Source organism: Rhodopseudomonas sp. BR0G17 (genome assembly GCF_010907025.1).
GTDB classification, from domain to species: domain Bacteria; phylum Pseudomonadota; class Alphaproteobacteria; order Rhizobiales; family Xanthobacteraceae; genus Rhodopseudomonas; species Rhodopseudomonas palustris_H.
Map to the genome: position 1 here is coordinate 98,213 of NZ_QUML01000010.1, position 25,943 is coordinate 124,155.

24 protein-coding genes and 1 tRNA gene are annotated in these 25,943 nt (G+C 65.3%); 12 read left to right on the forward strand and 13 right to left on the reverse strand.

Annotated elements, in window-relative coordinates; all coding sequences use genetic code 11:
- Window positions 1–126: 126 nt before the first annotated feature.
- On the reverse strand, window positions 127–669 hold the full coding sequence (locus DY467_RS10425; RefSeq protein ID WP_164635843.1) for a hypothetical protein: 543 nt from the start codon (window positions 667–669) through the stop codon (window positions 127–129).
- 194 nt (window positions 670–863) lie between these two features.
- On the opposite strand from DY467_RS10425, the gene DY467_RS10430 reads away from it, so the two are divergent.
- Window positions 864–1,916 carry an AbrB family transcriptional regulator gene (locus tag DY467_RS10430; protein ID WP_107354063.1) on the forward strand — a complete coding sequence of 351 codons (1,053 nt, stop codon included), beginning with the start codon at window positions 864–866 and terminating at the stop codon, window positions 1,914–1,916.
- Window positions 1,917–1,918: 2 nt separating this feature from the next.
- Here the strand turns inward: DY467_RS10430 and DY467_RS10435 are convergent, their stop codons facing one another.
- Window positions 1,919–2,467 carry a disulfide bond formation protein B gene (locus DY467_RS10435; protein WP_164635845.1) on the reverse strand — a complete coding sequence of 183 codons (549 nt, stop codon included), beginning with the start codon at window positions 2,465–2,467 and terminating at the stop codon, window positions 1,919–1,921.
- Window positions 2,468–2,638: 171 nt separating this feature from the next.
- Between DY467_RS10435 and DY467_RS10440 the strand changes: the two genes are divergently transcribed.
- Together DY467_RS10440 and DY467_RS10445 are read left to right on the forward strand one after the other, a co-directional pair.
- Window positions 2,639–2,723 (forward strand) — tRNA-Leu (locus tag DY467_RS10440).
- Window positions 2,724–2,941: 218 nt separating this feature from the next.
- Window positions 2,942–4,060, forward strand: a complete 1,119-nt coding sequence (locus tag DY467_RS10445) for an alpha/beta hydrolase family protein (protein WP_205502240.1) — start codon at window positions 2,942–2,944, stop codon at window positions 4,058–4,060.
- Here DY467_RS10445 and DY467_RS10450 read toward each other — a convergent pair.
- Window positions 4,055–4,567, reverse strand: a complete 513-nt coding sequence (locus tag DY467_RS10450) for a MarR family winged helix-turn-helix transcriptional regulator (RefSeq protein WP_164635847.1) — start codon at window positions 4,565–4,567, stop codon at window positions 4,055–4,057. The two genes, DY467_RS10445 and DY467_RS10450, sit on opposite strands and share 6 nt — an antisense overlap.
- Before the next feature lie 596 nt (window positions 4,568–5,163).
- Between DY467_RS10450 and DY467_RS10455 the strand changes: the two genes are divergently transcribed.
- Window positions 5,164–6,615 (forward strand): porin, encoded by a 1,452-nt coding sequence (locus DY467_RS10455; protein ID WP_164635849.1) that lies wholly within the window; start codon window positions 5,164–5,166, stop codon window positions 6,613–6,615.
- Window positions 6,616–7,347: 732 nt separating this feature from the next.
- Window positions 7,348–8,907, forward strand: a complete 1,560-nt coding sequence (gene scpC / locus DY467_RS10460) for a succinyl-CoA:acetate CoA-transferase ScpC (protein ID WP_107342748.1) — start codon at window positions 7,348–7,350, stop codon at window positions 8,905–8,907.
- Window positions 8,908–9,048: 141 nt separating this feature from the next.
- On the opposite strand, the gene DY467_RS10465 is transcribed toward scpC, so the two are convergent.
- Entirely contained in the window at window positions 9,049–10,101 is a 1,053-nt protein-coding gene (locus tag DY467_RS10465; RefSeq protein WP_164635851.1) for an acyltransferase family protein, read from the reverse strand.
- 173 nt (window positions 10,102–10,274) lie between these two features.
- Between DY467_RS10465 and hrpB the strand changes: the two genes are divergently transcribed.
- From hrpB to DY467_RS10480, 3 genes are all read left to right on the forward strand, one after another.
- Window positions 10,275–12,752, forward strand: coding sequence for an ATP-dependent helicase HrpB (hrpB, locus tag DY467_RS10470; protein WP_164635852.1), 2,478 nt, complete (start codon window positions 10,275–10,277; stop codon window positions 12,750–12,752).
- A 130-nt stretch (window positions 12,753–12,882) separates the two neighbouring features.
- Window positions 12,883–13,404 carry a TIGR02281 family clan AA aspartic protease gene (locus DY467_RS10475; RefSeq protein WP_164574268.1) on the forward strand — a complete coding sequence of 174 codons (522 nt, stop codon included), beginning with the start codon at window positions 12,883–12,885 and terminating at the stop codon, window positions 13,402–13,404.
- Between the two features lie 109 nt (window positions 13,405–13,513).
- The gene (locus tag DY467_RS10480; protein ID WP_164635854.1) at window positions 13,514–13,726 is read left to right on the forward strand and encodes a hypothetical protein; all 213 of its coding nucleotides are present in this window, start codon (window positions 13,514–13,516) and stop codon (window positions 13,724–13,726) included.
- A 72-nt stretch (window positions 13,727–13,798) separates the two neighbouring features.
- Here the strand turns inward: DY467_RS10480 and yddG are convergent, their stop codons facing one another.
- The 3 genes from yddG to DY467_RS10495 all read right to left on the reverse strand — a co-directional run bounded on the left by yddG (window position 13,799) and on the right by DY467_RS10495 (window position 16,827).
- A complete protein-coding gene (gene yddG, locus DY467_RS10485) occupies window positions 13,799–14,665 on the reverse strand; it encodes an aromatic amino acid exporter YddG (RefSeq protein ID WP_107342743.1) in 867 nt (288 codons plus the stop codon).
- Between the two features lie 76 nt (window positions 14,666–14,741).
- A complete protein-coding gene (gene phbB, locus DY467_RS10490) occupies window positions 14,742–15,467 on the reverse strand; it encodes an acetoacetyl-CoA reductase (RefSeq protein ID WP_107342742.1) in 726 nt (241 codons plus the stop codon).
- A 181-nt stretch (window positions 15,468–15,648) separates the two neighbouring features.
- Window positions 15,649–16,827 carry an acetyl-CoA C-acetyltransferase gene (locus DY467_RS10495; RefSeq protein WP_164572244.1) on the reverse strand — a complete coding sequence of 393 codons (1,179 nt, stop codon included), beginning with the start codon at window positions 16,825–16,827 and terminating at the stop codon, window positions 15,649–15,651.
- A gap of 271 nt (window positions 16,828–17,098) precedes the next feature.
- On the opposite strand from DY467_RS10495, the gene phaR reads away from it, so the two are divergent.
- Window positions 17,099–17,689 carry a polyhydroxyalkanoate synthesis repressor PhaR gene (gene phaR, locus DY467_RS10500; RefSeq protein WP_042440735.1) on the forward strand — a complete coding sequence of 197 codons (591 nt, stop codon included), beginning with the start codon at window positions 17,099–17,101 and terminating at the stop codon, window positions 17,687–17,689.
- A gap of 146 nt (window positions 17,690–17,835) precedes the next feature.
- Here phaR and DY467_RS10505 read toward each other — a convergent pair whose 3' ends face one another.
- Window positions 17,836–19,578 (reverse strand): EAL domain-containing protein, encoded by a 1,743-nt coding sequence (locus DY467_RS10505; RefSeq protein ID WP_164635856.1) that lies wholly within the window; start codon window positions 19,576–19,578, stop codon window positions 17,836–17,838.
- Window positions 19,579–19,816: 238 nt separating this feature from the next.
- On the opposite strand from DY467_RS10505, the gene DY467_RS10510 reads away from it, so the two are divergent.
- The gene (locus DY467_RS10510; RefSeq protein WP_107342740.1) at window positions 19,817–20,131 is read left to right on the forward strand and encodes a hypothetical protein; all 315 of its coding nucleotides are present in this window, start codon (window positions 19,817–19,819) and stop codon (window positions 20,129–20,131) included.
- A gap of 15 nt (window positions 20,132–20,146) precedes the next feature.
- On the opposite strand, the gene DY467_RS10515 is transcribed toward DY467_RS10510, so the two are convergent.
- The 3 genes from DY467_RS10515 to mtgA form a co-directional block, all read right to left on the reverse strand.
- Window positions 20,147–20,776, reverse strand: a complete 630-nt coding sequence (locus DY467_RS10515) for a hypothetical protein (RefSeq protein ID WP_107342739.1) — start codon at window positions 20,774–20,776, stop codon at window positions 20,147–20,149.
- Between the two features lie 242 nt (window positions 20,777–21,018).
- Window positions 21,019–21,201: a 50S ribosomal protein L32 gene (rpmF, locus tag DY467_RS10520; protein ID WP_011156094.1), complete on the reverse strand. Its 183-nt coding sequence runs from the start codon at window positions 21,199–21,201 to the stop codon at window positions 21,019–21,021.
- 161 nt (window positions 21,202–21,362) lie between these two features.
- A complete protein-coding gene (gene mtgA / locus DY467_RS10525) occupies window positions 21,363–22,073 on the reverse strand; it encodes a monofunctional biosynthetic peptidoglycan transglycosylase (RefSeq protein ID WP_164635858.1) in 711 nt (236 codons plus the stop codon).
- A gap of 101 nt (window positions 22,074–22,174) precedes the next feature.
- On the opposite strand from mtgA, the gene DY467_RS10530 reads away from it, so the two are divergent.
- A complete protein-coding gene (locus DY467_RS10530) occupies window positions 22,175–23,101 on the forward strand; it encodes a polyprenyl synthetase family protein (RefSeq protein WP_164635860.1) in 927 nt (308 codons plus the stop codon).
- 7 nt (window positions 23,102–23,108) lie between these two features.
- Window positions 23,109–23,795 (forward strand): DUF1345 domain-containing protein, encoded by a 687-nt coding sequence (locus DY467_RS10535; protein ID WP_107342737.1) that lies wholly within the window; start codon window positions 23,109–23,111, stop codon window positions 23,793–23,795.
- A 9-nt stretch (window positions 23,796–23,804) separates the two neighbouring features.
- On the opposite strand, the gene DY467_RS10540 is transcribed toward DY467_RS10535, so the two are convergent.
- Both DY467_RS10540 and DY467_RS10545 read right to left on the reverse strand, forming a co-directional pair.
- Window positions 23,805–24,248: a BLUF domain-containing protein gene (locus DY467_RS10540; RefSeq protein WP_164635863.1), complete on the reverse strand. Its 444-nt coding sequence runs from the start codon at window positions 24,246–24,248 to the stop codon at window positions 23,805–23,807.
- Between the two features lie 16 nt (window positions 24,249–24,264).
- On the reverse strand, window positions 24,265–25,848 hold the full coding sequence (locus DY467_RS10545) for a putative bifunctional diguanylate cyclase/phosphodiesterase (RefSeq protein ID WP_502706444.1): 1,584 nt from the start codon (window positions 25,846–25,848) through the stop codon (window positions 24,265–24,267).
- Between the last annotated feature and the right edge of the window lie 95 nt (window positions 25,849–25,943).

Consider the following 25,943-nt stretch of genomic DNA (forward strand, 5'->3'; position numbering starts at 1 on the left):
CGCACCGATGCGGGCTCCGTCGGAACCTGTCAATCGCAGCAGCAGGACGGCTGCTATGCGCCCGATACCGCCGGTACGACGCAGAAAGGCCGGGTCGCCCGCAGCCGTCCATGAAAGCGAGTGACGTCAGCCCTTCAGGCGCTTGTTGCACTCGCTCCAGTAGCCACCGCCCTTTTGAATCCAGCGCAGACCGCCCGTGGTGTTCGCGGCCTTGTTCGCCTTCCACTGCTGCGCGCAAGTATGCAGTCGCGCCAGCGTCGGCTTTTCCTGGGCGAACTTGGCGTCGATCGCGGTCGGATACACCGCCGGCCCTTGCGGCACAGCCGGCGCTGCGGCGCTCTTGGCTTTCGACTTGCTCTCGGGTTTGGATTCGGCCGGCTTGGCTTCGGACTTGGCCTCCGGCTTCGCATCGGGCTTGGCATCTGCTGGCTTGGCATCTGCCGGTTTGGCTTCCGCGGCCTTGCTGTCGGCGCTCGCCGCTGCCCCGCAATGCTCCTTGCGGAAGTCGTTCCAGCCCTGCCCATTCAGCGTGCCGTCAGTCTTGGCGGCCTGATACTTGGCACTGCACTCCTGCGCGGTCAGCGCCTGCGCGGGCGTTGCGGCCGACCATGTCAGCAGCGCCGCTGCAGTCATTAGCGCCGCACGGGTCTCGTACCTCAGAACTCTCATGTCCCATCTCCCTAGTGTGCCACCCGTCGATATTCTATCTCGCGGGATGCAACTGACAATTGCGATCCGATTACCAGCGGCGAGAGCCAGCGAGCACCCGCATCGCCGGCATGGCCGCGCGCGCGAGGCGCAATTGCCGAAGGTATAATGATTTGCAATAAGGTCGCGTGCCTCAAAATCCTGCGCTGACCGCCATGACGTTGCGGTCCAAGACTCTCCAGGTGGTCGAAACGATCGCCATCGGCTCGGCCGGCGGCGCATTGTTCTATTGGGCGCAGCTCCCCGGCGGACTGATCACGGGCGCGATGATCGCGGTCGGCGCCGCCGGCCTTGCTGGACGGAAAATGGGCCTGCCGCCGCCGCTATCGCACATCGTGCTGATGGCACTCGGCGTCTCGCTGGGCTCGGTGGTGTCACCCACCATGGTGCACAATCTGGCGTCCTATCCGGTGACGATCGGGCTGCTCGCGGTGGCGACGTTCTGCGCCACCTTCGGCAGCAGCATCTATCTGCAGCGCGTCCATGGCTGGGACCGGACGTCCGCACTGCTGGCCGGCAGTCCCGGCGCGCTGTCGCAGATCATCATGCTGGCCACCGAACGCAAAGCGGACGTGCCCGGCATCGCCGTCGTTCAAGTCATGCGCGTGATCATCCTGACCAGCGCGGTGCCGATGCTGCTGGCGCTGATCGGCATGGCGGGTCACGGACCATTGCCGTCGCGCGGGCCGGAGGCGACACCGCTCGTCCTGGCCGTCCTGATCGCGGTCGCGGTCGGCGTCGCGCTGCTGCTGCGGCTGGTGAACTTCCCCGCAAGCTGGATGTTCGGCGCAATGCTCGGCTCATCAGTGCTGCACGGCGGCGGTTGGGTGGAGGGCACGCTGCCGCAATGGGCCTATCTGGCCGCATTGGTCGGGATCGGCACCCTGATCGGCGCTCGGTTCGGCGCCATCAAGCCGCGCACGATCCTCAGCTATATCGGGGCGGCGCTCGGTTCATTCGCCGTCGCGATCGCGATCTCGGCGGTGTTCGTCGTCGCCATCATGCTGACCACGCCGGTCAAGCTGAACGACCTGGTGGTGGCGTTTTCACCCGGTGCGATGGACGCCATGATGGCGCTGGCGCTGACCTTGCACATCGATCCGGTGTTCGTCGGCGCGCACCATCTGTCGCGCTTCATCTACGTCTCGATCGTGACGCCGGGGATCGTGCATTGGTTCGGGCACAGCCCGGACGACGTCGACGACTGACCTCAGCGCCGCTTGAGCCGGACCAAGCCCCATCCGCACAGCGCGGCGAGCGCCAGCGAGGCCAGCACGTTGTAGCCGGCAAACGACAGGCCGAGAAACCGCCACTGCACCTCGTCGCAGCGCACCACTTTGACCGTGTCGAGCTGGGCGAGCAGTCCACCCGCCTTGCTGAGGTCCAGGATCGGTCCCGAGCAGTCCGATGGGCCGGCCCAGAACCGCCATTCGACCCCGGCGTGGTAGGCGGCAAGGCCGGCGTTGCCGAGCGCCAACAGGGCGAGCACAACCAGTCCCGCCGCCAGCAGCCCCACCGGTGCGCGGCGCCAGACCGCGAAGGCGATCAGCAGCCCGAGCGGAATGTCCAGATAGTAGGCGTAACGCTGCTCCAGGCAGAGCTTGCAGGGCGCAAGTCCCAGCACAAGCTGGGAGAACCAAGCCAGCCCCAGCGCCGCCACGGCGACGACCGCGACGGTCAGCGCCACGCCCCCCGCGATCCGCTCCGGGCGGCCCGTCTTGGAAAGGGTGCCTCGATGGTCGATCAGGTCGGCGGTCACTGTCGGTCTCCGGGATGCGGCAGGGGTCGTATCTCGGGGCCGAGACGCTGTCGAGACGCCGTCCGATCAAACCAGAGTGTGCGCCGCCGCCGCGGCGCGTCGGGTTGACCCCGACTCCGGGACCGCTATAGTCCCGCGCGCTTCGCGGCCGGATGATTTTCGGCCGCGCGGGCCCCTGTGGCGGAACTGGTAGACGCGCTCGACTCAAAATCGAGTTCCGCAAGGAGTGCTGGTTCGATCCCGGCCAGGGGCACCATTTCGCCGAGCACCTCTGCCCCTGCGTTTCAGCAGTCCCTTTGTACGACAGCTTCTGTCACGGACGGCATGCTGCACTGCGCAGCAGAGCGTGCAACGCAGCATCGATCTTGGCTCTCAGGACCCGCTTCGCGAGTGACAGCAGCTCGCAATTCAGTTATTCGATCAACTAAGTAATTTAACGAAGTCGGTCGAGGTAATCGGGAGGGGGTCGCAGTCTTGCGACTGGGCAACAGCATCCAGGATCATTGCGACGTTCGAGGACTGCTCGATCACGACGAGTACAGTGACGAATTCAGCAGATTGCTATGCGTGGCGCAGAACGAAGGCGTCAGCTTTTCCGAATGCGTGGCCGCCGCCAAACTGATCCGATCGAGCAACGGGCCCGGTTGGCGTCAGGCTTGGGAAGAACTCGCCAGATCACATCTCCGTCGCGCTCAGGAAGCCTGTCGCACCGGCAATGAGTTGGCGGCGCAGAAGGGCTGGCTACATGCGGCTAACTATTTCATGGCCGCGGCGATCGAGAGCTGCCCGCAGGGCGCTGAACCAACCCTGGGAGCTTTGGCGCACACCTGCCTCCGGCACTTTCTGGCGAAGCTGAGCCCCCAAGGCGAGACCGTCGTCATCCCGTGGCTGGAAGAGAGATCCCTCGAGGGTTTCTATCTGCCGGTCACCTCTCACGGCGCGAACGCACATCCGGTCGTCGTCTGTATCGCCGAGACCCGGCGCACCAAAGAAGAGATCTTGTCACTGGTCCTGCGCTCCGCTCGTCAGCGCGGCATGGCACTGCTCTGTGTCGATCTTCCCGATGAGGCGCCATCGCCACGTTTCGCCGCCGAGACCGGCATCACGGCGGCACTCGACTATCTGATCGAGGCCCGCGGGATCGACCCGGCGCGAATCGCCGTCATCGGCGACGGCAGCCCTTCTTCGCTCGTCACCCGTGGCATCGCTCTCGACGGCCGCGCCGCAGCCGCCGTGTGCGACGGCGGGCTCTGGGACTTATGGGCCGCACGTCAGACCGACGCCTATGGCGCGGCGCTCGGCATGGTTCAGGCCGGCCCCCGGCTGCCGGCGGTGAGCTGCCCGATGCTGGTTCCGCTGCGGGCGGGCGAAGGCATCGAGCCGGGCCACGCCCGCCATCTGCTGGCCCAACATCACCCCGGAAACCGCGACATCCTGCTGAAGGTATTTGGCGAGACGAGCAGCGGTCCGTGGACGCTGGACGGTTACGATCCAATTCTGGTGGCCGACTTCGTGTTCGACTGGGTCGGCCAGCAATTGAATGCCGGAGCCGGGGAGGCCGACTGCATTCGCCGGCTGGAGTCGCGCTTATAGGCCGCTGGCGAGTTTAACGGTCGCCTTTTCCAGTCGGTTCTGCAGATCCCCGAGCTGGGACGTGAGCTGTTCCAGTTCCTCGCCACTGATCTCTTCAAAGATGAAGCTGTTGAGGGCGCGCTCGTCGGTCGCCAGACCGGCAATCTGCTTGTAGGCCTTGTCAGATAGAGACAGCTTCACCACCCGTGCGTCGTGGCTGTCGACCTGGCGCCGGACTAGCCCCTTCTTCTCCAGAAGCTTGGATTGCGTGGTGATGAACGACGGATCGACGTGGACCGCCTTGGCGACATGGCGGATCGAAACTCCGTCACCCTGCTCGAGGTCCATGACGGCCATCAGCAGCGCGAACTGCGGCCCGCTGATGCCGAGCGACTTGGCGCGGAACTGACGGATCTCGTCGAGAAACACCGCGACGCTCGCGACCGTCGTGGCGAAACGCCTGGCGAGATCGGGATCAATCGTCGAGCCACGTGGCGCACGAGCCTCTGCTTTACTCTTGGTCTGCATTGTCCGGTCAGTGTCCCGCACAAGCGCCGATGCTCGTGCATAGCTCGTCGCACAACTAGGTTGGCAGTGTACACAACTTCCTCAACCGCTCATATCAATTCCGGTCGAACACGGGCGTCTGTGCACGCTGCGCGCAGCTATACAGGTTTTGCGAGAAGATTTCTGCCCGGACGAGTGCGGTCAAGACGGCCGCTCCTCGCATAACTTGTGAATGCTTCGAGGGCAGAGCGGGAGCGGCACGCTCAACATCCGCTCGACCCGCAGCTTCAACGCTGCGGTCGACAGAAGCCGCTGAACCGACCTCGATCTTCTTGCAACACCTCGGCCTTCCACCTGTCGTGGAAATTGTGCGTCGCCACAGTCTTGTTGCACAAATGCAACGTGCCGATCCAAATCATATTGCTGAGTAGATAAATGAATTTGCTAACGTGATGAAATCAACCATGATCCGCCGCAGACGGGGTGGGGCAAACACTAGTCGTCCCGTTGAGAGGTCTGCCGCGCCGAGGCGCTGGCGAACTTCGCGTCACAGGGCCACCTCGGGGCGCTCCCGAAGGAACCGGCTCCATCCACTTTGTTGACCTTGGAGGGTTGCAATGAACATCATTAAGCAACTGGCGCTGGGAACAGCTGCAGCGGTAATCGCTGTTGGCAGTGCTCAGGCCGCTGATCTTCCGTTGAAGGCGAAAGCCGTCGAATACGTGAAGGTCTGCTCGATCTACGGCGCCGGCTTCTACTACATCCCGGGCACCGACACCTGCATCAAGCTCGGCGGCTATCTGCGCGCCGACGTCACGATGTTCGGCAGCGGGGGCTATAACGCTCCGGCCTGGAACGGCAACGCCGGTCAGAAGAACCGTCTTTCCAACGACTACATCTTCCGGTCTCGCCAGGACATCAACATCGATACCCGCACCGCGACCGAATACGGCGTGGTTCGCACCTACTTCGATGCGACCTTCAACTGGACCACTGGCACCGACACCATCGCCAACGGTTCGCTGGGCGTGTACTACGCGTTCATCCAGTTCGCCGGCTTCACCTTCGGTAAGGCGGTGTCGCAGTTCGACACTCCCTGGACCGGCTATCCGGGCAACAACACCTCGTTCCTGATCGGCGGCTACGACGACGTCACCGGCATCAACCAGGTTTCGTACACCGCGGAATTCGGCAACGGCGTGTCGGCCTCGATCTCGCTCGAAGATCAGTCGTCGTACCTGCAGTCGGCGCTGTACAACACCTCCGTTACTCCGAACTTCCTGGCCTACGGCGCCAACTCCTACGCCGGCACCTCGATCCCCGACATCGTCGGCAAGATCCGTGTCGACCAGGCTTGGGGTCTGTTCCAGGTTTCGGCCGCGGCACATCAGGTTCGCGCCAGCTACTACAACCAGGCGCTCGAGACCTCCGGTCATCCGAGCGACACCTGGGGCTATGCAGTCCAGGGCGCTCTGTCGCTCAAGAACCTGCCGACCGGCCCCGGCGACAGCATCAACATCACGGCGACCTACTCGAACGGCGCGACCCGTTACGTGCTGGGCGGCGTGAGCCCGAACTCGTTCGCGATCTACGGCAACAACTCGGTCCCGGGTACCTACCAGAGCGTCGCGTTCGGCGTTGCGGCTGACGGCGTGTTCGCCGGCCTCAACAACCTGACCGGCACCGGCATCGAGAAGACCAGCGCCTGGGGCGTGCGTGGTGCGTTCAACCACAACTGGAACCCCTACTGGTCGAGCTCGCTGTTCGGTTCGTACACCAAGATCGACTACAACGGCACTGCGACTGCTCTGATCTGCAACGGTCTCGGCGCCAACGTGGCCGGCTTCAACTGCAATCCGGACTTCGCGATTGCTCAGGTCGGCACCGTCACCCGCTGGACCCCGGTCAAGAACCTGACCCTGTCGGGCGAAGTGATGTACACCTACCTCGACCAGGCCTCCTCGGGTATCCTGCCGCTGACCGCTTCGGCGACCAAGCCGGCTGCGAACTACGAGTTCAAGGACCAGGGCGTCTGGAGCGGCAACCTCCGCGTTCAGCGCAACTTCTGATCCCCGCTTCTCGAAGCGAGAGTCTGATGAACCCCGGCGGGCAACCGCCGGGGTTTTTCTTTGCGCATCGAACACCGGTTCTCTGAATGATTTCGATCGTAAGCCAACACACAACGCGAAGCGTGGAGGCACGTATCAGGGCTCTCTCTCCAGCAGAGGAGGAGATCGCCATTTACTACGAGCGTTCGCGAGGCCGCTTCCTGGAGACATGTCGATCGGCCGCATTCATTGAGTAAATTACCTGTTGTAGTCAGGCAAAATACTCATATACTTATGAACAAGGTCAGCGGGTGATCGGTGACCGTCGAAGGAGAGGAAAGAGATTTCGGTTCCTTCATGAGACCTCCAGGAAACCTCCGGCAATGCCCTGCCGGAGGTTTTCGCTTTTGGGGGGCACAGCCTCGACCGCCAACAGGCCCAACCGGAAAACGGCACCATCGCCGAACAGCGGTTGGCGCGGGCCTGCCCTGCAAACGCCACATGCCGGCTCGTCACCCTCCGCCGTGCGTTTTCGCGCCCGTTTGACGATTTCCGTTCGGCGGAGTTTGATTGAGGAATCAAATAGCTGATGCGAAGGTGCCGCGCCGAGCGTGACCTTCAGATGCGGCGCGCGGCATCGTTTGGGAGCGGGACGCATGCCTCCTTCGCCATAGGTTGCATGGCTCTTTTTGTCACAGCGACTAGACGAATCGCATCAATCCCCTGGCCGCTCCTAGCAAGAAAGAGTCGTTGATGGTCAACGCCGAGCGCATCCTTGCTCCCCACCTCCGCTCCAAGGTCATGACCGCAGCCGACGCGGCCGCGCTGATTCCATCCGGCGCGCATGTCGGCATGAGCGGCTTCACCGGCGCCGGTTATCCGAAGCTGCTGCCGCTGGCGCTCGCCGAGCGCATCAACGCGCATCACGCCCGCGGCCAGAAGTTCAAGGTCAGCGTCTGGACCGGCGCCTCGACGGCGCCCGAGCTCGACGGCGCACTCGCCAAGGTCGACGGCATCGAGATGCGGCTGCCTTATCAGTCCGACCCGACCTGCCGTAAGCGCATCAACGCCGGGCGGATGGAATACATCGACATCCATCTGTCCCACGTCGCCCAACACGCCTGGTTCGGCTTCCTCGGTAAGCTCGACATTGCTGTGGTCGAAGTCGCCGGCATCCGCGAGGACGGCAGCCTGATCCCGTCGTCGTCGATCGGCAACAACAAGACCTGGCTCGATCTCGCCGACAAGGTCATCCTGGAGGTCAACGCCTGGCAGGACATCCGCCTCGAAGGCATGCACGACGTCTATTACGGCACGCAGCTGCCGCCGAACCGCAAACCGATTCCGATCATCGCCTCCGGTGACCGGATCGGCGAGCAGTATCTGCGCTGCGATTCCGCCAAGATCGTCGCGATCGTCGAGACCAACCTGCCCGATCGCAACTCGGCGTTCTCGCCGCCCGACGACACCTCGCAGGCGATCGCCGGCCATATCCTGGATTTCCTCGGCCACGAGGTGAAGAAGGGCCGGCTGCCGCACAATCTGCTGCCGCTGCAATCGGGCGTCGGCAACGTCGCCAATGCGGTGATGGCCGGCCTCGAAGATGGCCCGTTCGAAAATCTCACCGCCTACACCGAGGTGCTGCAGGACGGCATGCTACACCTGTTGCGCAAGGGTAAGCTGACTCACGCTTCGGCGACCGCGTTGTCGTTGTCGCCGGAAGGCTATGACGAATTCCTGCGCAATCTCGATTTCTATCGCGAGCGCATCGTGCTGCGTCAGCAGGAGATCTCCAACCATCCCGAAGTGATCCGCCGGCTCGGCGTGATCGCGATGAACGGCATGATCGAGGCCGACATCTACGGCAACGTCAACTCGACCCACGTGATGGGCACGAGCATCATGAACGGCATCGGCGGCTCCGGCGACTTCGCCCGCAACAGCTTCCTGTCGTTCTTCATGACGCCGTCGGCCGCCAAGGGCGGCAAGATCTCCTGCATCGTGCCGATGACCTCGCATGTCGATCACACCGAGCACGACGTTCAGGTGATCGTCACCGAGCAGGGCCTCGCCGATCTGCGTGGCCTGTCGCCGAAGCAGCGCGCCAAGGTGATCATCGAGAACTGCGCGCACCCGACCTTCCGGCCGGCGCTGAAGGAGTACTTCAAGCGCGCGCTGGAATACTCGCCGGGCCTGCACACTCCGCACATTCTCGACGAAGCGCTGACCTTCCTGCCGAACTGGATGGCCAACAAGGCCGCACGTGAAGCCTGGCGCGACGACGCTGTGGTGCAGGCCGACGCCTGGCGGTAAAGACCCGCCCCCTCTCCGTTGTTGCAAGCGACGCGAAGCATCCAGCCCCCATACGAGGCTGGACTGCTTCGCGACAGAGCCGCGCGCGGACGGCGCAAAGCGCGGATCCGAGTTGCTCAGCTATGAAGACGTAAGTTTTGATTACTCCGCGGCCTGCAGCCGCGGAGTCTTTTTGCGCGGGGCGATCCAGAAGGCATCGGGACGTTCGAACAGGAACGTGGCGCCGCTCTTCCTCGCCAGTTTCCAGATGATCAGCGCGCCGACCACCCCGGCAATGTTGACGATGATCGCGATCACGCCGAGATCGAGAAACGGCGCGTACTTCAACAGCAGCGACCGGCTGATCGCCATCGGCAGGAAGAACGCGAGATAGATCACGATCGAATGCTCGCCGCAGAACCGCAGACCGTCGAGCCAGCGCTTCTCCGCCAGCAACGTGCCGACCGTGATGATGGCACAGGCGCCCGCGAGGCCGAGCAGCAGCGAAATCACCGGCAGATCGGCAGCCCCGATATGCACCAGCACCGCGTTGATCACCGCCCACCCCGCGAGGCCGAGCAGCGCCAGAGCCGGGCGGGCACGGGCCGCATCGGAGAACGCGAAGACGTGCCGGGCGAACAGATAGCCGGTGTAGAAATAGAAGAACCGCGCGCAGAACTCGTCCGGCACCATCCAGCCGGTGGCGACGTGCAGGGATTCCAGGAACGCGGCGACAGCCCAGATCAGCAGCGGCGGCAGCCGCCGCGTCAGCTTGGTGACGACGAAGAAGATCGGCAGCAGATAGATGAACCATAGCGTGCCGAACGGATCGATGAACGACAGCGCATATAGCTTGGCGACGCCGATCCACCCCATCTCGGCGGCGAAGCTCGGCGCCTTGAAGGCGAACTGGATCGTCACCCACAGGACATAGAAATAAGCGAAGTGCACGACCTTGCGATCGAGATAGGTCCGCCAGCCGCGATCGATCACCACCGCCAGGAATAGGCCGGAGATCAAGAAGAAGTCCGGCATCCGGAACGGGCGGGCGAACTCGACCACGTAGTGCATGAAGCTGGTCTGGCCTGCCGCGGCCTCGACGGCGAGCACCGAGTGCATCATCACCACCATGATGATGCAGATGCCCTTGGCATAGTCGACCCAATCGACCCGGCCGCCGTGCATGCGCGGAGCCAGTGTGCCGTTCGCAGTCATGGTTGTTCCCGTCTGATGCGGCTCGGATGCATCATCGGTGCGATCGGTTGAGTTAGTGTTGCCCCCACTATCGAATGTGCGGCATTTCCGGAATTGGAAGCCTGGGTGGGCTGTTTTGCCGCTGCAGGTTGTTTCTGTTAACCATCCGCCCCTTGCATCCCTCGAGCTGACTTTTGACCCGCACCTTCGATACCCCGCTGCCGATCGACGACGCGCTCGACGAGCTCACCGCCGCGCTCGAGGCGAGCAATACCGCGGTGTTGGTCGCGCCCCCCGGCGCCGGCAAGACCACCCGCGTGCCGCTCGCGTTGCTCGATGCGCCGTGGCTGAAGAACCAGAAGATCATCGTGCTGGAGCCACGGCGGATCGCCGCCCGCGCCAGCGCCGAGCGGATGGCGAAGACGCTGGGCGAGAAGGCTGGCGAGACGGTCGGTTATCGCGTCCGGTTCGGCTCCAAGGTGTCACGCGCCACCCGGATCGAGGTCGTCACCGAGGGCATTTTCACCCGCCAGATCCTCGACGACCCGGAACTCACTGGCATCGCCGCAGTGCTGTTCGACGAGTTTCACGAACGCTCACTCGACGCCGATCTCGGCCTCGCTCTGGCTCGCGACGCCCAGCAAGGTCTGCGCGAGGATCTACGCATCCTGGTGATGTCGGCGACGATCGACGGCGCCCGTGTCGCCCGGCTGCTCGGGGATGCGCCGGTGGTCGAAAGCCTCGGCCGGGCGTTTCCGGTCGAGACCCGCTATCTCGGCCGGCGCAGCGACGCGCCGTTGGAGCGGCAGATGGCCGAGGCGATCGCGCAGGCGCTGCGGGCGGAAACCGGCTCGGTGCTGGCGTTTCTGCCCGGCGCCGCCGAAATCCGGCGCACCGAGACGATGCTGCGCGAGCGGGTGCAGGATCCGGCGGTCGAGATCGTCCCGCTGTTCGGCGCGCTGGACTCCGCCGTGCAGGACCGCGCCATCCAGCCGGCACCGAAAGGCCAACGCAAAGTGGTGCTGGCGACCTCGATCGCCGAGACCTCGCTGACCATCGAGGGCGTGCGGATCGTGGTGGATTGCGGCCTGTCCCGAGTCCCCCGTTACGAGCCGGACCTCGGCCTGACCCGGCTGGGGACGGTCCGCGCCTCGCGCGCCGCGGTCGATCAGCGCCGCGGCCGTGCCGGCCGGATCGAGCCTGGCGTCTGCTACCGGCTATGGGACGAGCCGCAGACCGCGTCGCTGCCGGCCTATACGCAGCCGGAAATCCTGTCCGCCGGTCTGTCGTCGCTGCTGCTCGACCTCGCCCAGTGGGGCGTCGCCGATCCGTCGTCGCTGGCCTTCCTCGATCCGCCGCCGCAGCCGGCGCTGAAGGAAGCCCGCGAGCTGCTCGGCGAGCTCGGCGCGCTCGACCCGGACGGCCGCATCACCGATGAGGGCCGCAGCCTGCGGGCGATGGCGCTGCCACCACGGCTGGCGCGGATGATCGTCGATGCCGCCCGCTACGGCTGCGCCGAGGAGGCCGCCGAAATCGCCGCGATTCTGACCGAGCGCGGGCTGGGCGGCGACGGCGCCGACCTCGACCATCGCCGCGATCAATTCCGCCGCGACCGCTCGCAGCGCGCCAGCAGCGCCCGGCAGATGGCGCAGCGCTGGGCGGCGCAGGCAGCATCGTCATCTCCCTCCCCGCAAGACGCAGGCGAGCTCTCCTCCGGCGTCCTGCTCGCCTTCGCGTTTCCGGATCGTGTCGCCAAGAATCGTGGCAATGGCAGCTTCACGCTCGCCAATGGTCGCGGCGCCGCAATCGAACAGACCTCGGCACTGGCACGCGCACCGTATCTGGCGGTCGGCGAACTCACCGGCAGCGCCGCACAGGGCCGCATCCTGCTGGCCGCGCCAATCACGCTGACGGAGATCGAGCTGCATTTCGGCGATCAGATCACCGACGCCGACGAGGTGAGCTTCGACCGCTCCGCGATGGCTCTGCGAGCCCGGCGGCGCCGCGGGCTGCATGCGATCACGCTGTCCGAAGCACCGCTGGCGTTGACGCCGTCCGAACAGACCGCGCGGGTGCTCGCCGACGGCCTTGTCGCGGCCGGGCTCGACCGGCTGCCGTGGTCGAAGCAGCTTCAGCAATGGCGCGGCCGGGTGATGTTCCTGCGCAAGGCCGAGGGTGACCCATGGCCTGATTTGTCGGACGCCGCCCTGGCCGAGTCGCGCGAAAACTGGCTGGTGCCGGCGCTATTCGACAAAACCGGCCTGAGAGACTTTTCGGCCTCCGACCTGTCGGACGCTCTGATGAATCTGCTGCCGTGGGAGTTGCGCGCCCGGCTCGACCGCGAGGCGCCGACCCATTTCGAGGCGCCGACCGGCTCGAAGCTGCCGATCGATTACGAGGCCGAACAGGGCCCGACCATCGCGGTGCGGCTGCAGGAATTGTTCGGCCTGACCACCCATCCGTCGGTCGCCGGCGGCGCGGTGCCGCTGGTGCTGGAACTGCTGTCGCCGGCGCATCGCCCTGTGCAGGTCACGCGCGACCTCCCAGGATTCTGGCGCGGCTCCTACGCCGGGGTGCGGGCCGACCTGCGTGGCCGCTATCCGCGCCACCCCTGGCCCGAAGACCCCGCCTCGGCCCCGCCGACCCGCCGCGCCAAGCCGAAAGGCACCTGAGCCGGCGCTCGCGTTAATCCTTCGCTCACCGTTTTCGCCAAAAACATCCGGATGCATCGGACGCCGCGGTCGCGTCCGGCATCAGCGCGTGATCCAATCCGCGCGGCGACGGACTGTGTGAGTAGGCGTTATGCGTAGCATCCTGATTTTCGCCGCAGCCCTCGTGGTGCTCGGCACCGCGATGGCTCAAATCGCCGACCGGATTACCCCGGCTCCGGCGCAGGCCCATGCGGCGCCTCACGCAACTGTCGGCATGGCGGCGGCGACTTCCGAAACCTATGGCCGCAGCATCAGCATCGACCGCGACCCGCGCGGCCATTTCCGCACCGATGGCCGGATCGACGGCCAGCGGCTGTCGTTCATGGTCGACACCGGCGCCTCGGTGGTCGCTCTCAACGAAAGCTCGGCGGCGCGGTTCGGTCTGCGGCCGTCGCGCGGCGACTACACCGCCAAGGTTTCGACCGCGAACGGCCAGGTGAAAGCGGCGCGCGCCCGCATCGCGATGCTGGACGTCGGCGGACTGATCGTGCGCGACGTCGATGCGCTGGTACTTCCTGACGAAGCGCTGTCGGAGAACCTGCTCGGACTGTCCTACCTGTCGAAGCTGAAGCGCTTCGCCTATGCGGACGGCCGGATGGTTCTCGAGCAATAAGCTCGATTACTTCCTGAACATCCGTTCAAGAAAATCCCTGCGGTTCCGCAGGAACGCTCATCGCGACTGCATGTTTTCTCTCCGCAATTCGAACAGAGAGGAGACACACATGAAGATGGGCTACGTGCTCGCCGCGGTTGCCGCGGCCGCGATTTCGCTTCCCTCGATTGCGTCTGCCGAGACGACGATCATCAAGAAGAAGGTGTATCGCGACGGCCCGCGCGCCGAGATGATGCATCGGGACCACGGCTGGCACCGCGGCTGGCGCCACCACCATCATCGCGGCGACCGCGTGGTGGTGATCCACAAGCACCGCTACTGATTTATTCGGCAGACCGAGACGACAAAGCGACCGGACAGCCTCCGGTCGCTTTGCTATACAAGCCTTGCTCGATCAACTCCGCTTCAGCATGTCCTTGGCAGCGAGCAGGCCGCCGCCGGCGATCAGCAGCGCGGCAATTGCCAGCGCAGTGGTCGGACGGGCATAGCCGGCGAGGATCAGAAACGCTGTCGACAGCAGCGGCGTGGCATAAGACGCGGCGCCGAGCACGCGGATGTCGCCGCGTTTCATCCCGATGTCCCAAGCGTAGAAAGCCGCGCCCACAGGTCCGATGCCGAGCGCGATGATCGCCGCCCATTGCATCGTGGTGTCCGGCCACACGGTCGGCTCGATCAGCAGATGCACGGCCGTGGCCAGCAGCGCGGTGACGAAGCAGAACCCGGCGACCGCATCGGTCGGCACCGCACTGAGCCGGCGCGACAGCACCGAATAGCTCGCCCAGACGAAAGCCGCGATGAACGCCGCGGCAAGCCCGGGCAGATAGGCCCGCTCGATCACCGCGCCATTGCCGGTGAACAGCAGCACCGTGCCGGCAAGCCCGAGCAGCGCCCCGGCGACGTGATGCAGCTTCAGCCTCTCGCCCGGCAGCAGCGAGGAGAACAGCACGATCAGCAGCGGCCACAGATAATTCAGCAGGCCGGCTTCGGCCGGCGGTGCCAGCCGCAGCGCCAGGAAATACAGCGCGTGATAGCCGAACAATCCGCCGACGCCGACCGCCCATACCAGCGGCGGCTGGCGCAGCGCGCGAACCGCCTGCGGCCGCACGATCCATCCGATCGCGGCAGCGAGCGCACCGATCGCGAACGTCATGGCGGCAAGCTGAAACGCCGGGATGGTGCCGGTCGCGACCGTCATCACCGCAAGCAGCGACCACATCAGGATCGCCGACAGCCCGATCAGCGTCGCAACGCGCGACGTCATGAGCGCACCTGCAGGCTGATCCTCGCAGCAGCACGGCAGACGCGCCGTGCGAGGATCGAAGACCCGCCCTTGTGCCTCAAACCATGTATTGGCCGCCGTTGATGGTGAGCGTCGAGCCGGTGATGTAGCCGGCATCGTCGCCGGCGAGGAACACCACGGCGCGCGCGATCTCCTCGGCCTCGCCGAGCCGGTTGCATGGAATCAGCGGCAGGATCGCCTTCTCGAGCACATCCTTCGGCACCGCCTGCACCATCTCGGTGTTGATGTAGCCCGGGCAGATCGCGTTCACCGTGATGCCGCCGCGCGCATTCTCCAGTGCCAGCGCTTTGGTGAAGCCGATGTCGCCCGCCTTGGCGGCCGAATAGTTGACCTGACCAAACTGGCCCTTCTGCCCGTTGATCGACGAGATGTTGACGATGCGCCCGAACTTGCGATTGCGCATGCCCTCGATCACCTGCCGCGTCATGTTGAACAGCGAGCCGAGGTTGGTGTTGATCACCGCATTCCATTGCTCGAGCGTCATCTTGTGGAAGGCGCCGTCGCGCGTGATGCCGGCATTGTTCACCAGAACATCGACGGGACCGAGTTCGGCCTCGACTTTCTTGACACCCTCGGCACAGGCATCGAACGAACTCACGTCCCATTTATATACCGGAATACCCGTCTCGTTTTTGAATTTCTCCGCTGCCGAATCGTTGCCCGCATAAGACGCTGCGACTTTGTAGCCCGCCGCTTTCAACGCCTTGCTGATTGCTGCACCGATACCGCGCGTCCCCCCAGTCACCAACGCCACCCGCGTCATTGCAAAGCTCCTCCCGCAATTCCTTTTTTGTCTAGAACGCGATTGTGTCTTTTCGAATAAAAGGATGGTCGCTCGTGAACATCAAGCAAAAACGCCCGGCAATCTGCCGGGCGTTTGAACAATCGTTCTTGCACTGCAACTGATCAGTCCGTGTATCGCGACATCGTCGCGACACGCGCGATCAATCGCGCGCGAGGCACATCGCAATGCCCATGCCACCGCCGATGCAAAGCGTGGCAAGACCTTTCTTCGAATCGCGCTTCTGCATCTCGTGCAGCAGCGTCACAAGGACGCGCGCACCCGACGCACCGATCGGATGACCGATCGCGATCGCGCCGCCATTGACGTTAACCTTAGAAGTATCCCAACCGAGATCCTTGTTCACCGCACAGGCCTGCGCCGCGAACGCTTCGTTGGCTTCGATCAGATCGAGATCGCCGACCGACCAGCCGGCCTTCTTCAGCGCCGCGCGCGACGCCGGGATCGGACCAGAGCCCATGATCTTCGGATCGACGCCGGCCTGCCCCCACGACACGATGCGGGCCAGCGGCTTCTTGCCGAGCTTCTCCGCCTGCTTGGCGGTCATCAACACCACTGCCGCCGCGCCGTCGTTGATGCCCGAGGCAGAACCAGCGGTCACCGTGCCGTCCTTCTCGAACGCCGGCTTCAGCTTGGCCATCGCTTCGATCGTGGCGCCGTGGCGCGGATACTCGTCGGTGTCGACGACGATGTCGCCCTTGCGGGTCTTGATCGTAACCGGCACGATCTCGTCCTTGAACTTGCCGGCCTTCTGCGCGGCTTCGGCCTTTTGCTGCGAAGCCACCGCGAATTCGTCCTGCTGGTCGCGGGTGATCTGCCATTGCCGCGCGACGTTCTCGGCGGTGTTGCCCATGTGGTAACCGTTGAAGGCATCCCACAGGCCGTCCTTGAGCATCGTGTCGACGAGTTCGACCGCGCCCATTTTCACGCCGCCGCGCAAATATTGCGCATGCGGCGCCATGCTCATCGATTCCTGGCCGCCGGCAACGACGATATCGGAGTCGCCGTTCATCAGTGCCTGGTAACCGAGCGCGACCGAGCGAAGACCGGAGCCGCAAAGCTGGTTGATACCCCATGCCGGGCTCTCGACCGGAATACCGGCCGCGATCGACGCCTGCCGCGCCGGGTTCTGCCCCTGACCGGCGGTGAGAATCTGGCCCATGATCACTTCAGAAACCTGCGCCGGATCGATGCCGCCGCGCTCCAGCGCAGCCTTGATCGCGACCGCGCCGAGATCGTGCGCCGGCGTATTGGCGAAGGCGCCGTTGAAACTTCCGACAGCGGTGCGTGCGGCGCTGACGATGACGACATCGTCCGACATGGACATCTCCTGGGCTTGAGTTTTTGACGGTCTCTTGGACGGCGGGGGCCTGGTTGGCGTGCCGGTGTCGGCGCACAGCCTGTGAAGCCGGCGGCGGCGTGTCAATCCGGCACACGCATGTTGGTGCTGCGATGCCGATAAATTCACTCTGCCTGGCGGCGGCGCACAAAACGGTAGCCGAGGTGCATTGAAAGTGCTTACTTTATTGCATTGCGTCTCAGCCTGCTGTCGGGAGGCGGCGGGTTCCTTATCCTCCGTGTGTGTGGGTGACATGGCGAAATCAGACCAACCGACCACGATCAAAAAATACGCGAACCGGCGACTCTACAACACCGGCACCAGTACTTACGTGACGCTCGAAGACCTTGCCACGATGGTCAAGGACGGCGAGGACTTCCTCGTTTACGACGCCAAGACCGGCGACGACATCACCCGAAGCGTGCTCGCGCAGATCATCTTCGAGCAAGAGAACAAGGCCGGGCAGAACCTTCTGCCGACCACCTTCCTTCGACAACTCATCCGCTTCTACGGCGACAGCATGCAGATGGTGGTGCCGAAGTATCTGGAGCAGTCGATCGATTCGCTGACGCGCGAGCAGGAAAAATTCCGCAAGCAGATGGCGTCGACCTTCAGCCTGACACCGTTCGCGCCGCTGGAAGAGACCGTCCGCCGCAACATGGAGCTGTTCCAGCAGACCTTCTCGATGTTCGTGCCGCGCCCGCCGAGCCACGAATCGACCGACGAGGTACCGGCCGAAACCAGCGGCGGCGCCGACAGCATCGAAGATCTGCGGCGGCAGATGAAAGAGATGCAGGACCGGCTGGAGCGGATGTCGCTCGAGCAGCCGAAGAAAGACGAATAGCAGCGAGGTTTGCTGCTCAGGCATCTTTCCGGTTCTGATCGGATCAGAACCGGAAACCCTCGATGATCTCTCACGAGAGTTTAAGCCAGGCCGGCCAACGCTCGCGGTGCCCGGTCGCTCGCTTAGCCTTGCTAATCGACGGCTTTCTAATAGACCGCTTTGCCGGCGAGGCCCGCAGCCGCTTCGGCGACGATCGGCCACGGCCGCTGCTGCGACGCCAGTCCGATCAGCCGGCCCTGGATGTAGTCGCAGCCCCAGTCGCGCAACAGCTGCGCTGACTCTTCGTCCTGCACCCATTCGGCCACGGTTTTGATCCCGAGCCGGCGCGCCAGATCGATCAGCGTCTGCACGAAGGCACGGTCGTCGGCCGACCGCGCGATGTTCTGCACGAAGGCGCCGTCGATCTTGACGATGTCGACGCCGAGCGCGCGCAGATTGCGAAACGACGTATAGCCGGCGCCGAAGTCGTCGATCGCGATCTTGGCGCCGAGCGTCTTCAGCCGGTTGACGAAGCCGCGCACCTCGTCGAGGTCGGGGATCGCCACCGTCTCGGTGATCTCGACGATCATCCGCTCGGCGATGCCGGGATGCGCCAGCATCAGCGATTCGATTCCGGCCCACCAATCGGCATCGATGGTGGTGTCGGGCGAGATATTGAGGCTGAGGGCGACACCGGGCGCCAAGGCGAGTTCGGCCACCACCAGTTCGAGCACGCGATGATCGACCAGCCGGATCAGCCCGAGCCGCTCGGCCACCGGCACGATATCAGGCGCGAGCAGCACCTGGCCGTCGTCGGTCCTCATCCGCACCAGGCATTCGTGGAAGGCCGGCACCCGCGAGGCTGCGTCGACCACCGGCTCGTAGGCCAGCACGATGCGACGCTCGTTCAGCGCGGTGACGATCTCGTCGGTGACGCGGATGTTGACCCGGCGCTGCGTGTCGCGCTCGACATTCGGCCGCCACATCGCGAACGAGCCGGCGCGCCGATGCTTGGCGGCGGCCAGCGCCTCCTGGGCGCGGTTGATGGCTTCATCGGCGGTGCGGGCATGGCGCGGCGCACTGACCGCGCCGATCGACGCGGTGATCGACACCGGGCCGGACCTGGTCGGCACGATCTCGTCGCGCACCGCGGCAAGGAATCGTTCGGCCGCGATATGCGCGTCGTCGACCGTGCAGTTCTTCAGCACGAGGCCGAATTTGTTGCCGGAGAACCGGCCGAGCTGATCGCCGGCGCGCAGCCGGCTGCGGATCCGGCCGGCGATGGTCGAGATCACTTCGTCGGCAACGTCGAAGCCGAACGAATCATTGACCCGCGCCAGATGATCGAGCCCGACCAGCATGAACGACAGGTTGGTACGAAAGCGCGACGCTTCCTCGATCGCTTCGGCGAGCGCGGCGATCAGATGGGTGCGGTTGAGTTCGCCGGTCAGCGGATCGTGCTGAGACAGCTTGAGGAGCTGCTCGTCGCGGGCGTGGCGCTCGTTGTTGATACGGACGATGCCCTCGACCCGCACCGGGCGGCCGTCGGGACCGGCGAACCAAACCCCGGTCTCCTCGATCCAGCTGACCGGCGCCGAGGTGGAAGCCCGGATGCCGTATTCGATCCGGTACGGCACGCAGCCGGGGCCGACGGCGGCAGCGCCATTGAGCAAAGCTTCAGACCGGATCGCGCGGGACGGCTCCAGCATCGCCGCAAAGCTCGCGCCGGAGGCCAGCGCTTCGGCCGGAATGTCCTGAAACAGCTCGCCGACACGGCCGGTCCAGCTCAAGGCATCGGACTCGAGGTCCCACACGAAAGCGGCTTGGCCGAGCAGCGACAGCAGCGACGGATCAGACGCGGTCGCGGTCTGCGCGGTCGATGAGCGTGGCGCAGGAGCGGCGGACGACACGACTGCCTCGTTTCGGGACGCTGTCAGGTGATTCTCCTGTGCAGGATAGGTCGGCCGAACATCCCAACGCTAGGTCGATAATATAAAGAAATTGGAAACCAATTCGGATTCCGGGGCAGGAACGGAAAGCCGAGCCTCGGCATACTACGAGGTGGAGGCTCCGGCACACGACTTGCGACGACGCCATCAGGACGGGGAGACCCGTCCCGAAACGAGACAAGTAAGCGTAGGTGCGACAATGGCGAAGGTCTGGATCGACGATGGAAGCGACGTCCACGCCGCCTCGGCGGAGCCGGATTGCGCCGAGGGCGAACTGATCGAGCCGTTGCCGATCCCAGTGACGCCGCCGCCGATGCGGACCCGCTACACCGATCGCTTGGTGCGGCCGTCGTCGAATTTCGTGGCCCAATTGATGGCGATCGACGGCGGCTATCCGCAGACCCGGGACTGCAATCGGGCCGAGCCCGGCCACGCCAATGCGGCGTACCGCTCGACCACCGGCCACGCCTTCACGGCGCCGCCCACCGGCTTCCGAACCCAGCGAATGTCCTGATCGCCTACGCGCGGCTCAGCGCGCCGGCGACTTTTCCTCGTCCTTCGCCGTCGCGGCCGGCTTCACCGGCTCGGGGCGATCGAGCAGCACCGCCTCGGCGATCGACGCCGCGGAAGCGGCAGATGCAGAAGCCGGCTCGACCGTTTGCGGCGCCAGCTCGGTCGCGGGCACCACCACCGGTGCCGGCTCGGCAACCGGCGCTGGCTGCTCCGGCTCGTCTTCAATGATCTCGGCAGACGATTTGGCGGCGGCACGCGCCGCGCGGGCTTCGCGCCTATGCCGGCTGCGCAGCGCGATGCCGCTGAGAAAATCGACCAGCGCCAGCAGCGCCAGCAGAGCCACCGTGGCATTGGCAAACTGCGGCAGCATCACAAATTCAGCCGTGATGCCGGCGAGCACCAGCAGCGACAGCAGATGATCGGTGAGGTATTTGGCTCCGGGCCGGGCCGCCTTCATCACTTCGGGCAGCAGCAGCAGCACGCCGAGCGCCACCAGCATATCGCCGAGCGCGATCGTCCAAGTGGCGCCGGAGGGCAGCACGACACGGGTCATCGCCGCGTCGAACGCCAATCCCGGCATCAGGAAGACGATGATGTTGCAGATCGCGACCGGGATCAGCAGCAGCGGGAAACCGATAATCGACATCGGCGAAGCCTGTGGTTCAGAACGACCGGACGCGAGTGGGCGATCGTCCGGACGCGGACGTCAACTCCCTAACGCAACACTTGGTACGAATTCAGGCATCGGGCGGATCGCATTGCGCGATGTGCCGCCGCGCGTGCGCGGCCGACACTTGCGTCCTTCCCGCGAGCGCGACGCGGCATCTTGTCTGAGCGTGGCCGAAACCACCCGACATGCGGCGCCGACTCAAGGATCCGAGCGAGAGCTCAGGAATCCTTCTTCTTCAGAACCTGGCGGCCCTTATACATCCCGGTCTTGAGATCGAGATGGTGCGGGCGGCGCAGTTCGCCGGAATCCTTGTCCTCGACATAGGTCGGGCGCTTGATCGCGTCCGCGGACCGGCGCATGCCACGCCGCGAGGGCGAAGTTTTTCTTCTCGGAACGGCCATATCGGTAATCCTTAACGGAGGTTCCCTGGCGAAATCGGTCTCGGCGTCCGCGTTTGGACGGCCCGCTTGCGCGCAGGCGAAATGCGTAAGGCCGGGCTTATAACGGAAGCCGGATCGGAATGCTAGGGCGGTCGGCGCGCAAAATGCGCCCCAAACCGTCGTCACGACTCGCGATTTTCCCGCCAGCACTGCCGCAGCTCCGCCGCACGGGCGCGGGCGACGTAGGTGGCGGCAAGCCGGCGGACACCGGGGCCGGGCGCGCGAGCGCTGCGAATCTTCGGATTGGGCAGGATCGCGGCCAGGAGCGCGGCCTCCTTGGCGGACAATTGCGCGGCGGAGCGGCCGAAGGCGTAATCGGCGCCGGCCATCGCGCCGAACTGGCCGCTCGGGCCCCATTCGGCGATGTTGAGATAGATTTCGAGGATCCGCTGCTTGGGCAGCACGAAGTCGATCCACAGCGCCAGCGGCGCCTCCAGCGCCTTGCGGATGACGCTGCGCCCCGGCCACAGGAACAGGTTCTTGGCGACCTGCTGGGTGATGGTCGAGCCGCCGCGGCTGGCCTCGCCGTCCTGCATATCGTCGATCACGTCGCGCACCGAATCCCAGTCGATGCCGTGATGGCTGCAGAACTTGGCGTCCTCGGCCGCCACCACGCTGCGCGGCAGCGCCGGCGAGATGGCTTCGATATCGACCCAGGTCCGGCTGACCGGCGCGCCGGTGGCCCAGCGCCACAGCATTAGCGTCGAAACCGGCTGGCCGCCGCCATACAGGATGGTGAGCAGATAAGGCAGGGCCAGCAGCGCGAGCCCTGCGAGGATGACAATGCGAACCACACGCTTGGTGCGAGGCGCAAACGCAACGGGATCAGACACGATCGCTCCCGGTGATGGCCTGGCCCCTTGCCCTCCGCCGAATTGACGAAGCCGGTGCCATGATGAATGGTCCGGCCGAATTTTATCTGGAGCACTTCCGAATGGCCACCGGCACTTCCACGATCGACTTTGCCAAGCGGCTCGACACCACCGCCGAGGATACCGAAGCGCTGCTCGGCCGGCTGTTGTCCGACGAATTGATGTCCGACGAGATCGCCCGGCCGCGCCGGCTGATGGAGGCGATCCGCTACTCCACGCTCGGCGGCGGCAAGCGGCTGCGGCCGTTCCTGGCGGTCGAGAGCGCTGCGGTGTTCGGCATCGATCGCGACGCCGCGCTGTTGGTCGGCGCCGCGCTGGAATGCATCCATTGCTACTCGCTGATCCACGACGACCTGCCGGCGATGGACAATAGCGATCTGCGCCGCGGCCGGCCGACGCTGCACAAGGCCTATGACGACGCCACCGCGATCCTGGCCGGCGACGCGCTGCTGACCTTCGCGTTCGACATCGTCACCCGCGACGAGGTGCACAAGGATCCGACGGTGCGGCTGCTGCTGACGCGGGTGCTGGCGCGTTGCGCGGGCCTCGGCGGCATGGTGGGCGGCCAGATGCTCGACCTTGCCGGCGAAGGCCGGTTCGGCGACCGCGAGCCGGTCGATGTCGCACGGCTGCAGCAGATGAAGACCGGCGCCCTGCTCCGCTATGGCTGCGTCGCCGGCGCGATCCTCGGCCAGGCCAACGCCGACCAGTATCGCGCGCTTGACGATTACGGCCGCGCGCTCGGCGAGGCGTTCCAGATCGCCGACGATCTGCTCGACGTCGAAGGCGACGCGGAAGCGCTCGGCAAGCCGGCCGGCGCCGACGCCGCGCTCGGCAAGACCACCTTCGTGACTCAGCTCGGCATCGACGGCGCCAAGCAGCGGCTGCGCGACCTGATCGCGCGTGCCGACCAGGCGCTGGCGCCGTTCGGCGACCGCGGCGACGTGCTGCGCGCCGCCGCCCGGTTCGTGGCGGAGCGGAAGAACTGATCGCCGCATGACCCATCACCCGGACGACGATGCGCGGCTGCTTCGGTTTCGAAAGCTGCCGCGCGTCGTCCGGCTGGTGTATTCGCGGCCGCGGCTGTTCGCTTCGATCGCGGTCGGCATCGCCGCGGTGCTGCTGCTGCCGGCGTGGCTGCGGCCGGTGACGCGGGCGCTGATCGGCTGGGACGTGTCGATCGTCGTCTATCTGGTGCTGGCCTATTCGATGATGGCGCGCTGCGGCGTCGCCTATATCCGCCGCAACGCGGTATGGCAGGACGACGGCCGCTTCCTGATCCTGATGGTGACGGCGTTCGGCGCCTACGCCAGCATCGCGGCGATCGTCTCCGAACTCGGCAACGCGCATCGCGGCGCCGCCGAGCTGGCGCTGGCCACCTTCACCATCGCGCTGTCATGGGCGGCGGTGCACACCACCTTCGCGCTGCATTACGCCCACGAATATTATCGCGGCGACCGCGAGGGCGGGCTGGCGTTTCCGGGCAGCGACGAGCACACTGAGCCCGACTATTGGGACTTCGTGTACTTCTCGTTCGTGATCGGCATGACCGCGCAGGTCTCGGACGTCGGCATCACCGACCGGACCATCCGCCGCACCGCGACCGCGCACGGGGTGGTGTCGTTTGTGTTCAACACCGCCTTGGTGGCGCTGATGGTCAACATCGCGGCCAGCGCGATCTGACACGGCCGCTCAGGCGGCGCGGGCTTCTTCTTCGAAAGCGAGATGGCGCACGATCTCGAGCAGCCGGTCGCCCTCGATCCGCTCGGCTTTGAACCCGGTCTGCCGGCCGAAATGGCCGAACAGATCCTGGTCCTCACGCGAGCGCCCGAGAAACGCCATCGACCAGTTGCTGAACATCCGCTCGCGCGCGGCGCCGAAACCGAGCACCTGGATGTCGCCATGGCGCGCGTCACGCAGAATCTTCTCGAACAGCGATTCGACCGACGGGCACGGCCCTTCCAGCACCTGGGCGAACAGGCCGCGATTGAACACCAGCGCGCCGGTGACCGAGAGCGGCGGATTGTTGCGGCGGGCCGCCGCCAGGATCGACTCGATCTCCTCGGCGATCCGCAGCGAGCCACCGGCAATCAGGTTCTTGCTGTAATACACGCAGCGATACAGCTCGCTCGGCATCGGCCGATGCTCCCCCTCAGAGGCTGACTTCGGTCGCCGCGTCGATCACGTTGCGGCTTTCGGCGAGAAAATGCTCGATGTCTCCCGGCGGGAGCGGCCGGCTGATCAGATAACCCTGCACGTCGGTGCAGCCGTCGGCCGCGACGCGCGCCAGCTGATCCTCGGTTTCGACGCCCTCGGCCACCGTCGCCATGCCTAGGCTGGCGCCGAGCGAGGCAATCGCCCGCACGATCGCGCGGTTGCCGCGATCATCCGAGGCCTCGCGCACGAACGACTGATCGATCTTGATCTTGTCGAACGGGAAGCTGCGCAGATAGCCGAGCGACGAATAGCCGGTGCCGAAATCATCGAGCGACACCCGGACGCCGAGTCCGCGCAGTTGCTGCAGCACCGCCAGCGCATTGCCGCGGGCATCGAGCATCACGCTTTCGGTGATCTCCAGCTCAAGCCGCCGCGGATCCAGTCCGCTGTCGGCGAGCGCCGACACCACGGTCGCGACCAGCGACCGGTTGGTAAACTGGATCGCCGAGATGTTGACCGCGACCGTGTAGTCGCCGGGCCAGCTCGCAGCATCGCGGCAGGCGGTGCGCAGCACCCATTCGCCGATCGGGCCGATGATCCCGGTCTCTTCAGCAATCGGAATGAAATCGAGCGGCGACACCGGACCGCGCGTCGGGCAGCGCCAGCGCAGCAGCGCCTCGAAGCCGGCCACCCGGCGGCTCTGAAGATTGACCTGCGGCTGATACACCAGCGAGAACTCGCGCAGCGCCAGCGCGCGGCGCAGATCGGTCTCCAGCGCACGCCGCGCTCGCATGCTCTCGTCCATGGCGGATTCGAACACGCGATAACCAGCGTAGCGCTCCTGCTTGGCGCGATGCAGCGCCAATTCTGCGTTCTTCAGCACGCCGTCGACGTCGAGCTCGTCGTCGCTCACCAGCGCGATGCCGACGAAGGCGCTGACATTGATCAGCTGACCTTCGAGCAGATACGGCCGGCTCAGCAGATCGACCAGCCGCTTGGCCAGGATCACCGCAGCTTCGGGCTGATCACGGCCGGTCTGGATCACGCCGAACTCATCGGCCTCGAGCCGGGCCAGCACGTCACTCGGCGACAGCGCCGAGCTGATGCGCTTGGCGACCAGGCACAGCAATGCATCGCCGATGGTGCGACCGAGCGTGTCGTTGATCGCCTTGAAGCGATCGAGATCGATCGTCAGTACCGCGGCGTCGCGGCGGACCTCGGCGGGCTGCGTCAGCAGATCGGCGAGCCGCTCGTGAAACACCAGCCGGTTCGCCAGTTGGGTCAGCCGATCGATCCGCGACAGCTCGACACCGGCGATGCCCTGGCGCAGGCGTTCGCTGATATCGGCGGCGCTGATCAGCCAGCCGCCGGTAAATGCCGTGATGTCGATCCAGTAGATCCGCTCGTCCGGGAAAATGATCGGGCGCGAGGCCTTGCCGTCGTCGCAGCTGGGGTCGAAGCCGAACCGCGACAGCAGCTGGTCACGGGGAATCGCGCCGAACGCCAGATCGAACGTCGGATTGGTCATCACGATCTCGCCGTCCGGCGAAATCAACGCCAGCCCAATGTCGATCGCCATGAACGCCGCCAGCGTCAGCTGAGCGGTGCGCTGCGACGGGTCGTGATCAGCCGCACCACCGGAAGCGCTCCCGCTCACCTGTGGCTCCAGCAGAT

What these genes read in the sequence shown, in the direction of transcription:
- DY467_RS10425 (WP_164635843.1), bottom strand. Translation starts at nt 669, where the DNA reads ATGAGAGTTCTGAGGTACGAGACCCGTGCGGCGCTAATGACTGCAGCG.
- DY467_RS10430 (WP_107354063.1), top strand. Translation starts at nt 864, where the DNA reads ATGACGTTGCGGTCCAAGACTCTCCAGGTGGTCGAAACGATCGCCATC.
- DY467_RS10450 (WP_164635847.1), bottom strand. Translation starts at nt 4,567, where the DNA reads ATGCAGACCAAGAGTAAAGCAGAGGCTCGTGCGCCACGTGGCTCGACG.
- DY467_RS10455 (WP_164635849.1), top strand. Translation starts at nt 5,164, where the DNA reads ATGAACATCATTAAGCAACTGGCGCTGGGAACAGCTGCAGCGGTAATC.
- scpC (WP_107342748.1), top strand. Translation starts at nt 7,348, where the DNA reads ATGGTCAACGCCGAGCGCATCCTTGCTCCCCACCTCCGCTCCAAGGTC.
- DY467_RS10465 (WP_164635851.1), bottom strand. Translation starts at nt 10,101, where the DNA reads ATGACTGCGAACGGCACACTGGCTCCGCGCATGCACGGCGGCCGGGTC.
- DY467_RS10475 (WP_164574268.1), top strand. Translation starts at nt 12,883, where the DNA reads ATGCGTAGCATCCTGATTTTCGCCGCAGCCCTCGTGGTGCTCGGCACC.
- DY467_RS10480 (WP_164635854.1), top strand. Translation starts at nt 13,514, where the DNA reads ATGAAGATGGGCTACGTGCTCGCCGCGGTTGCCGCGGCCGCGATTTCG.
- yddG (WP_107342743.1), bottom strand. Translation starts at nt 14,665, where the DNA reads ATGACGTCGCGCGTTGCGACGCTGATCGGGCTGTCGGCGATCCTGATG.
- phbB (WP_107342742.1), bottom strand. Translation starts at nt 15,467, where the DNA reads ATGACGCGGGTGGCGTTGGTGACTGGGGGGACGCGCGGTATCGGTGCA.
- DY467_RS10495 (WP_164572244.1), bottom strand. Translation starts at nt 16,827, where the DNA reads ATGTCGGACGATGTCGTCATCGTCAGCGCCGCACGCACCGCTGTCGGA.
- phaR (WP_042440735.1), top strand. Translation starts at nt 17,099, where the DNA reads ATGGCGAAATCAGACCAACCGACCACGATCAAAAAATACGCGAACCGG.
- DY467_RS10510 (WP_107342740.1), top strand. Translation starts at nt 19,817, where the DNA reads ATGGCGAAGGTCTGGATCGACGATGGAAGCGACGTCCACGCCGCCTCG.
- DY467_RS10515 (WP_107342739.1), bottom strand. Translation starts at nt 20,776, where the DNA reads ATGTCGATTATCGGTTTCCCGCTGCTGCTGATCCCGGTCGCGATCTGC.
- rpmF (WP_011156094.1), bottom strand. Translation starts at nt 21,201, where the DNA reads ATGGCCGTTCCGAGAAGAAAAACTTCGCCCTCGCGGCGTGGCATGCGC.
- DY467_RS10530 (WP_164635860.1), top strand. Translation starts at nt 22,175, where the DNA reads ATGGCCACCGGCACTTCCACGATCGACTTTGCCAAGCGGCTCGACACC.
- DY467_RS10535 (WP_107342737.1), top strand. Translation starts at nt 23,109, where the DNA reads ATGACCCATCACCCGGACGACGATGCGCGGCTGCTTCGGTTTCGAAAG.
- DY467_RS10540 (WP_164635863.1), bottom strand. Translation starts at nt 24,248, where the DNA reads ATGCCGAGCGAGCTGTATCGCTGCGTGTATTACAGCAAGAACCTGATT.
- DY467_RS10545 (WP_502706444.1), bottom strand. Translation starts at nt 25,848, where the DNA reads ATGGCGATCGACATTGGGCTGGCGTTGATTTCGCCGGACGGCGAGATC.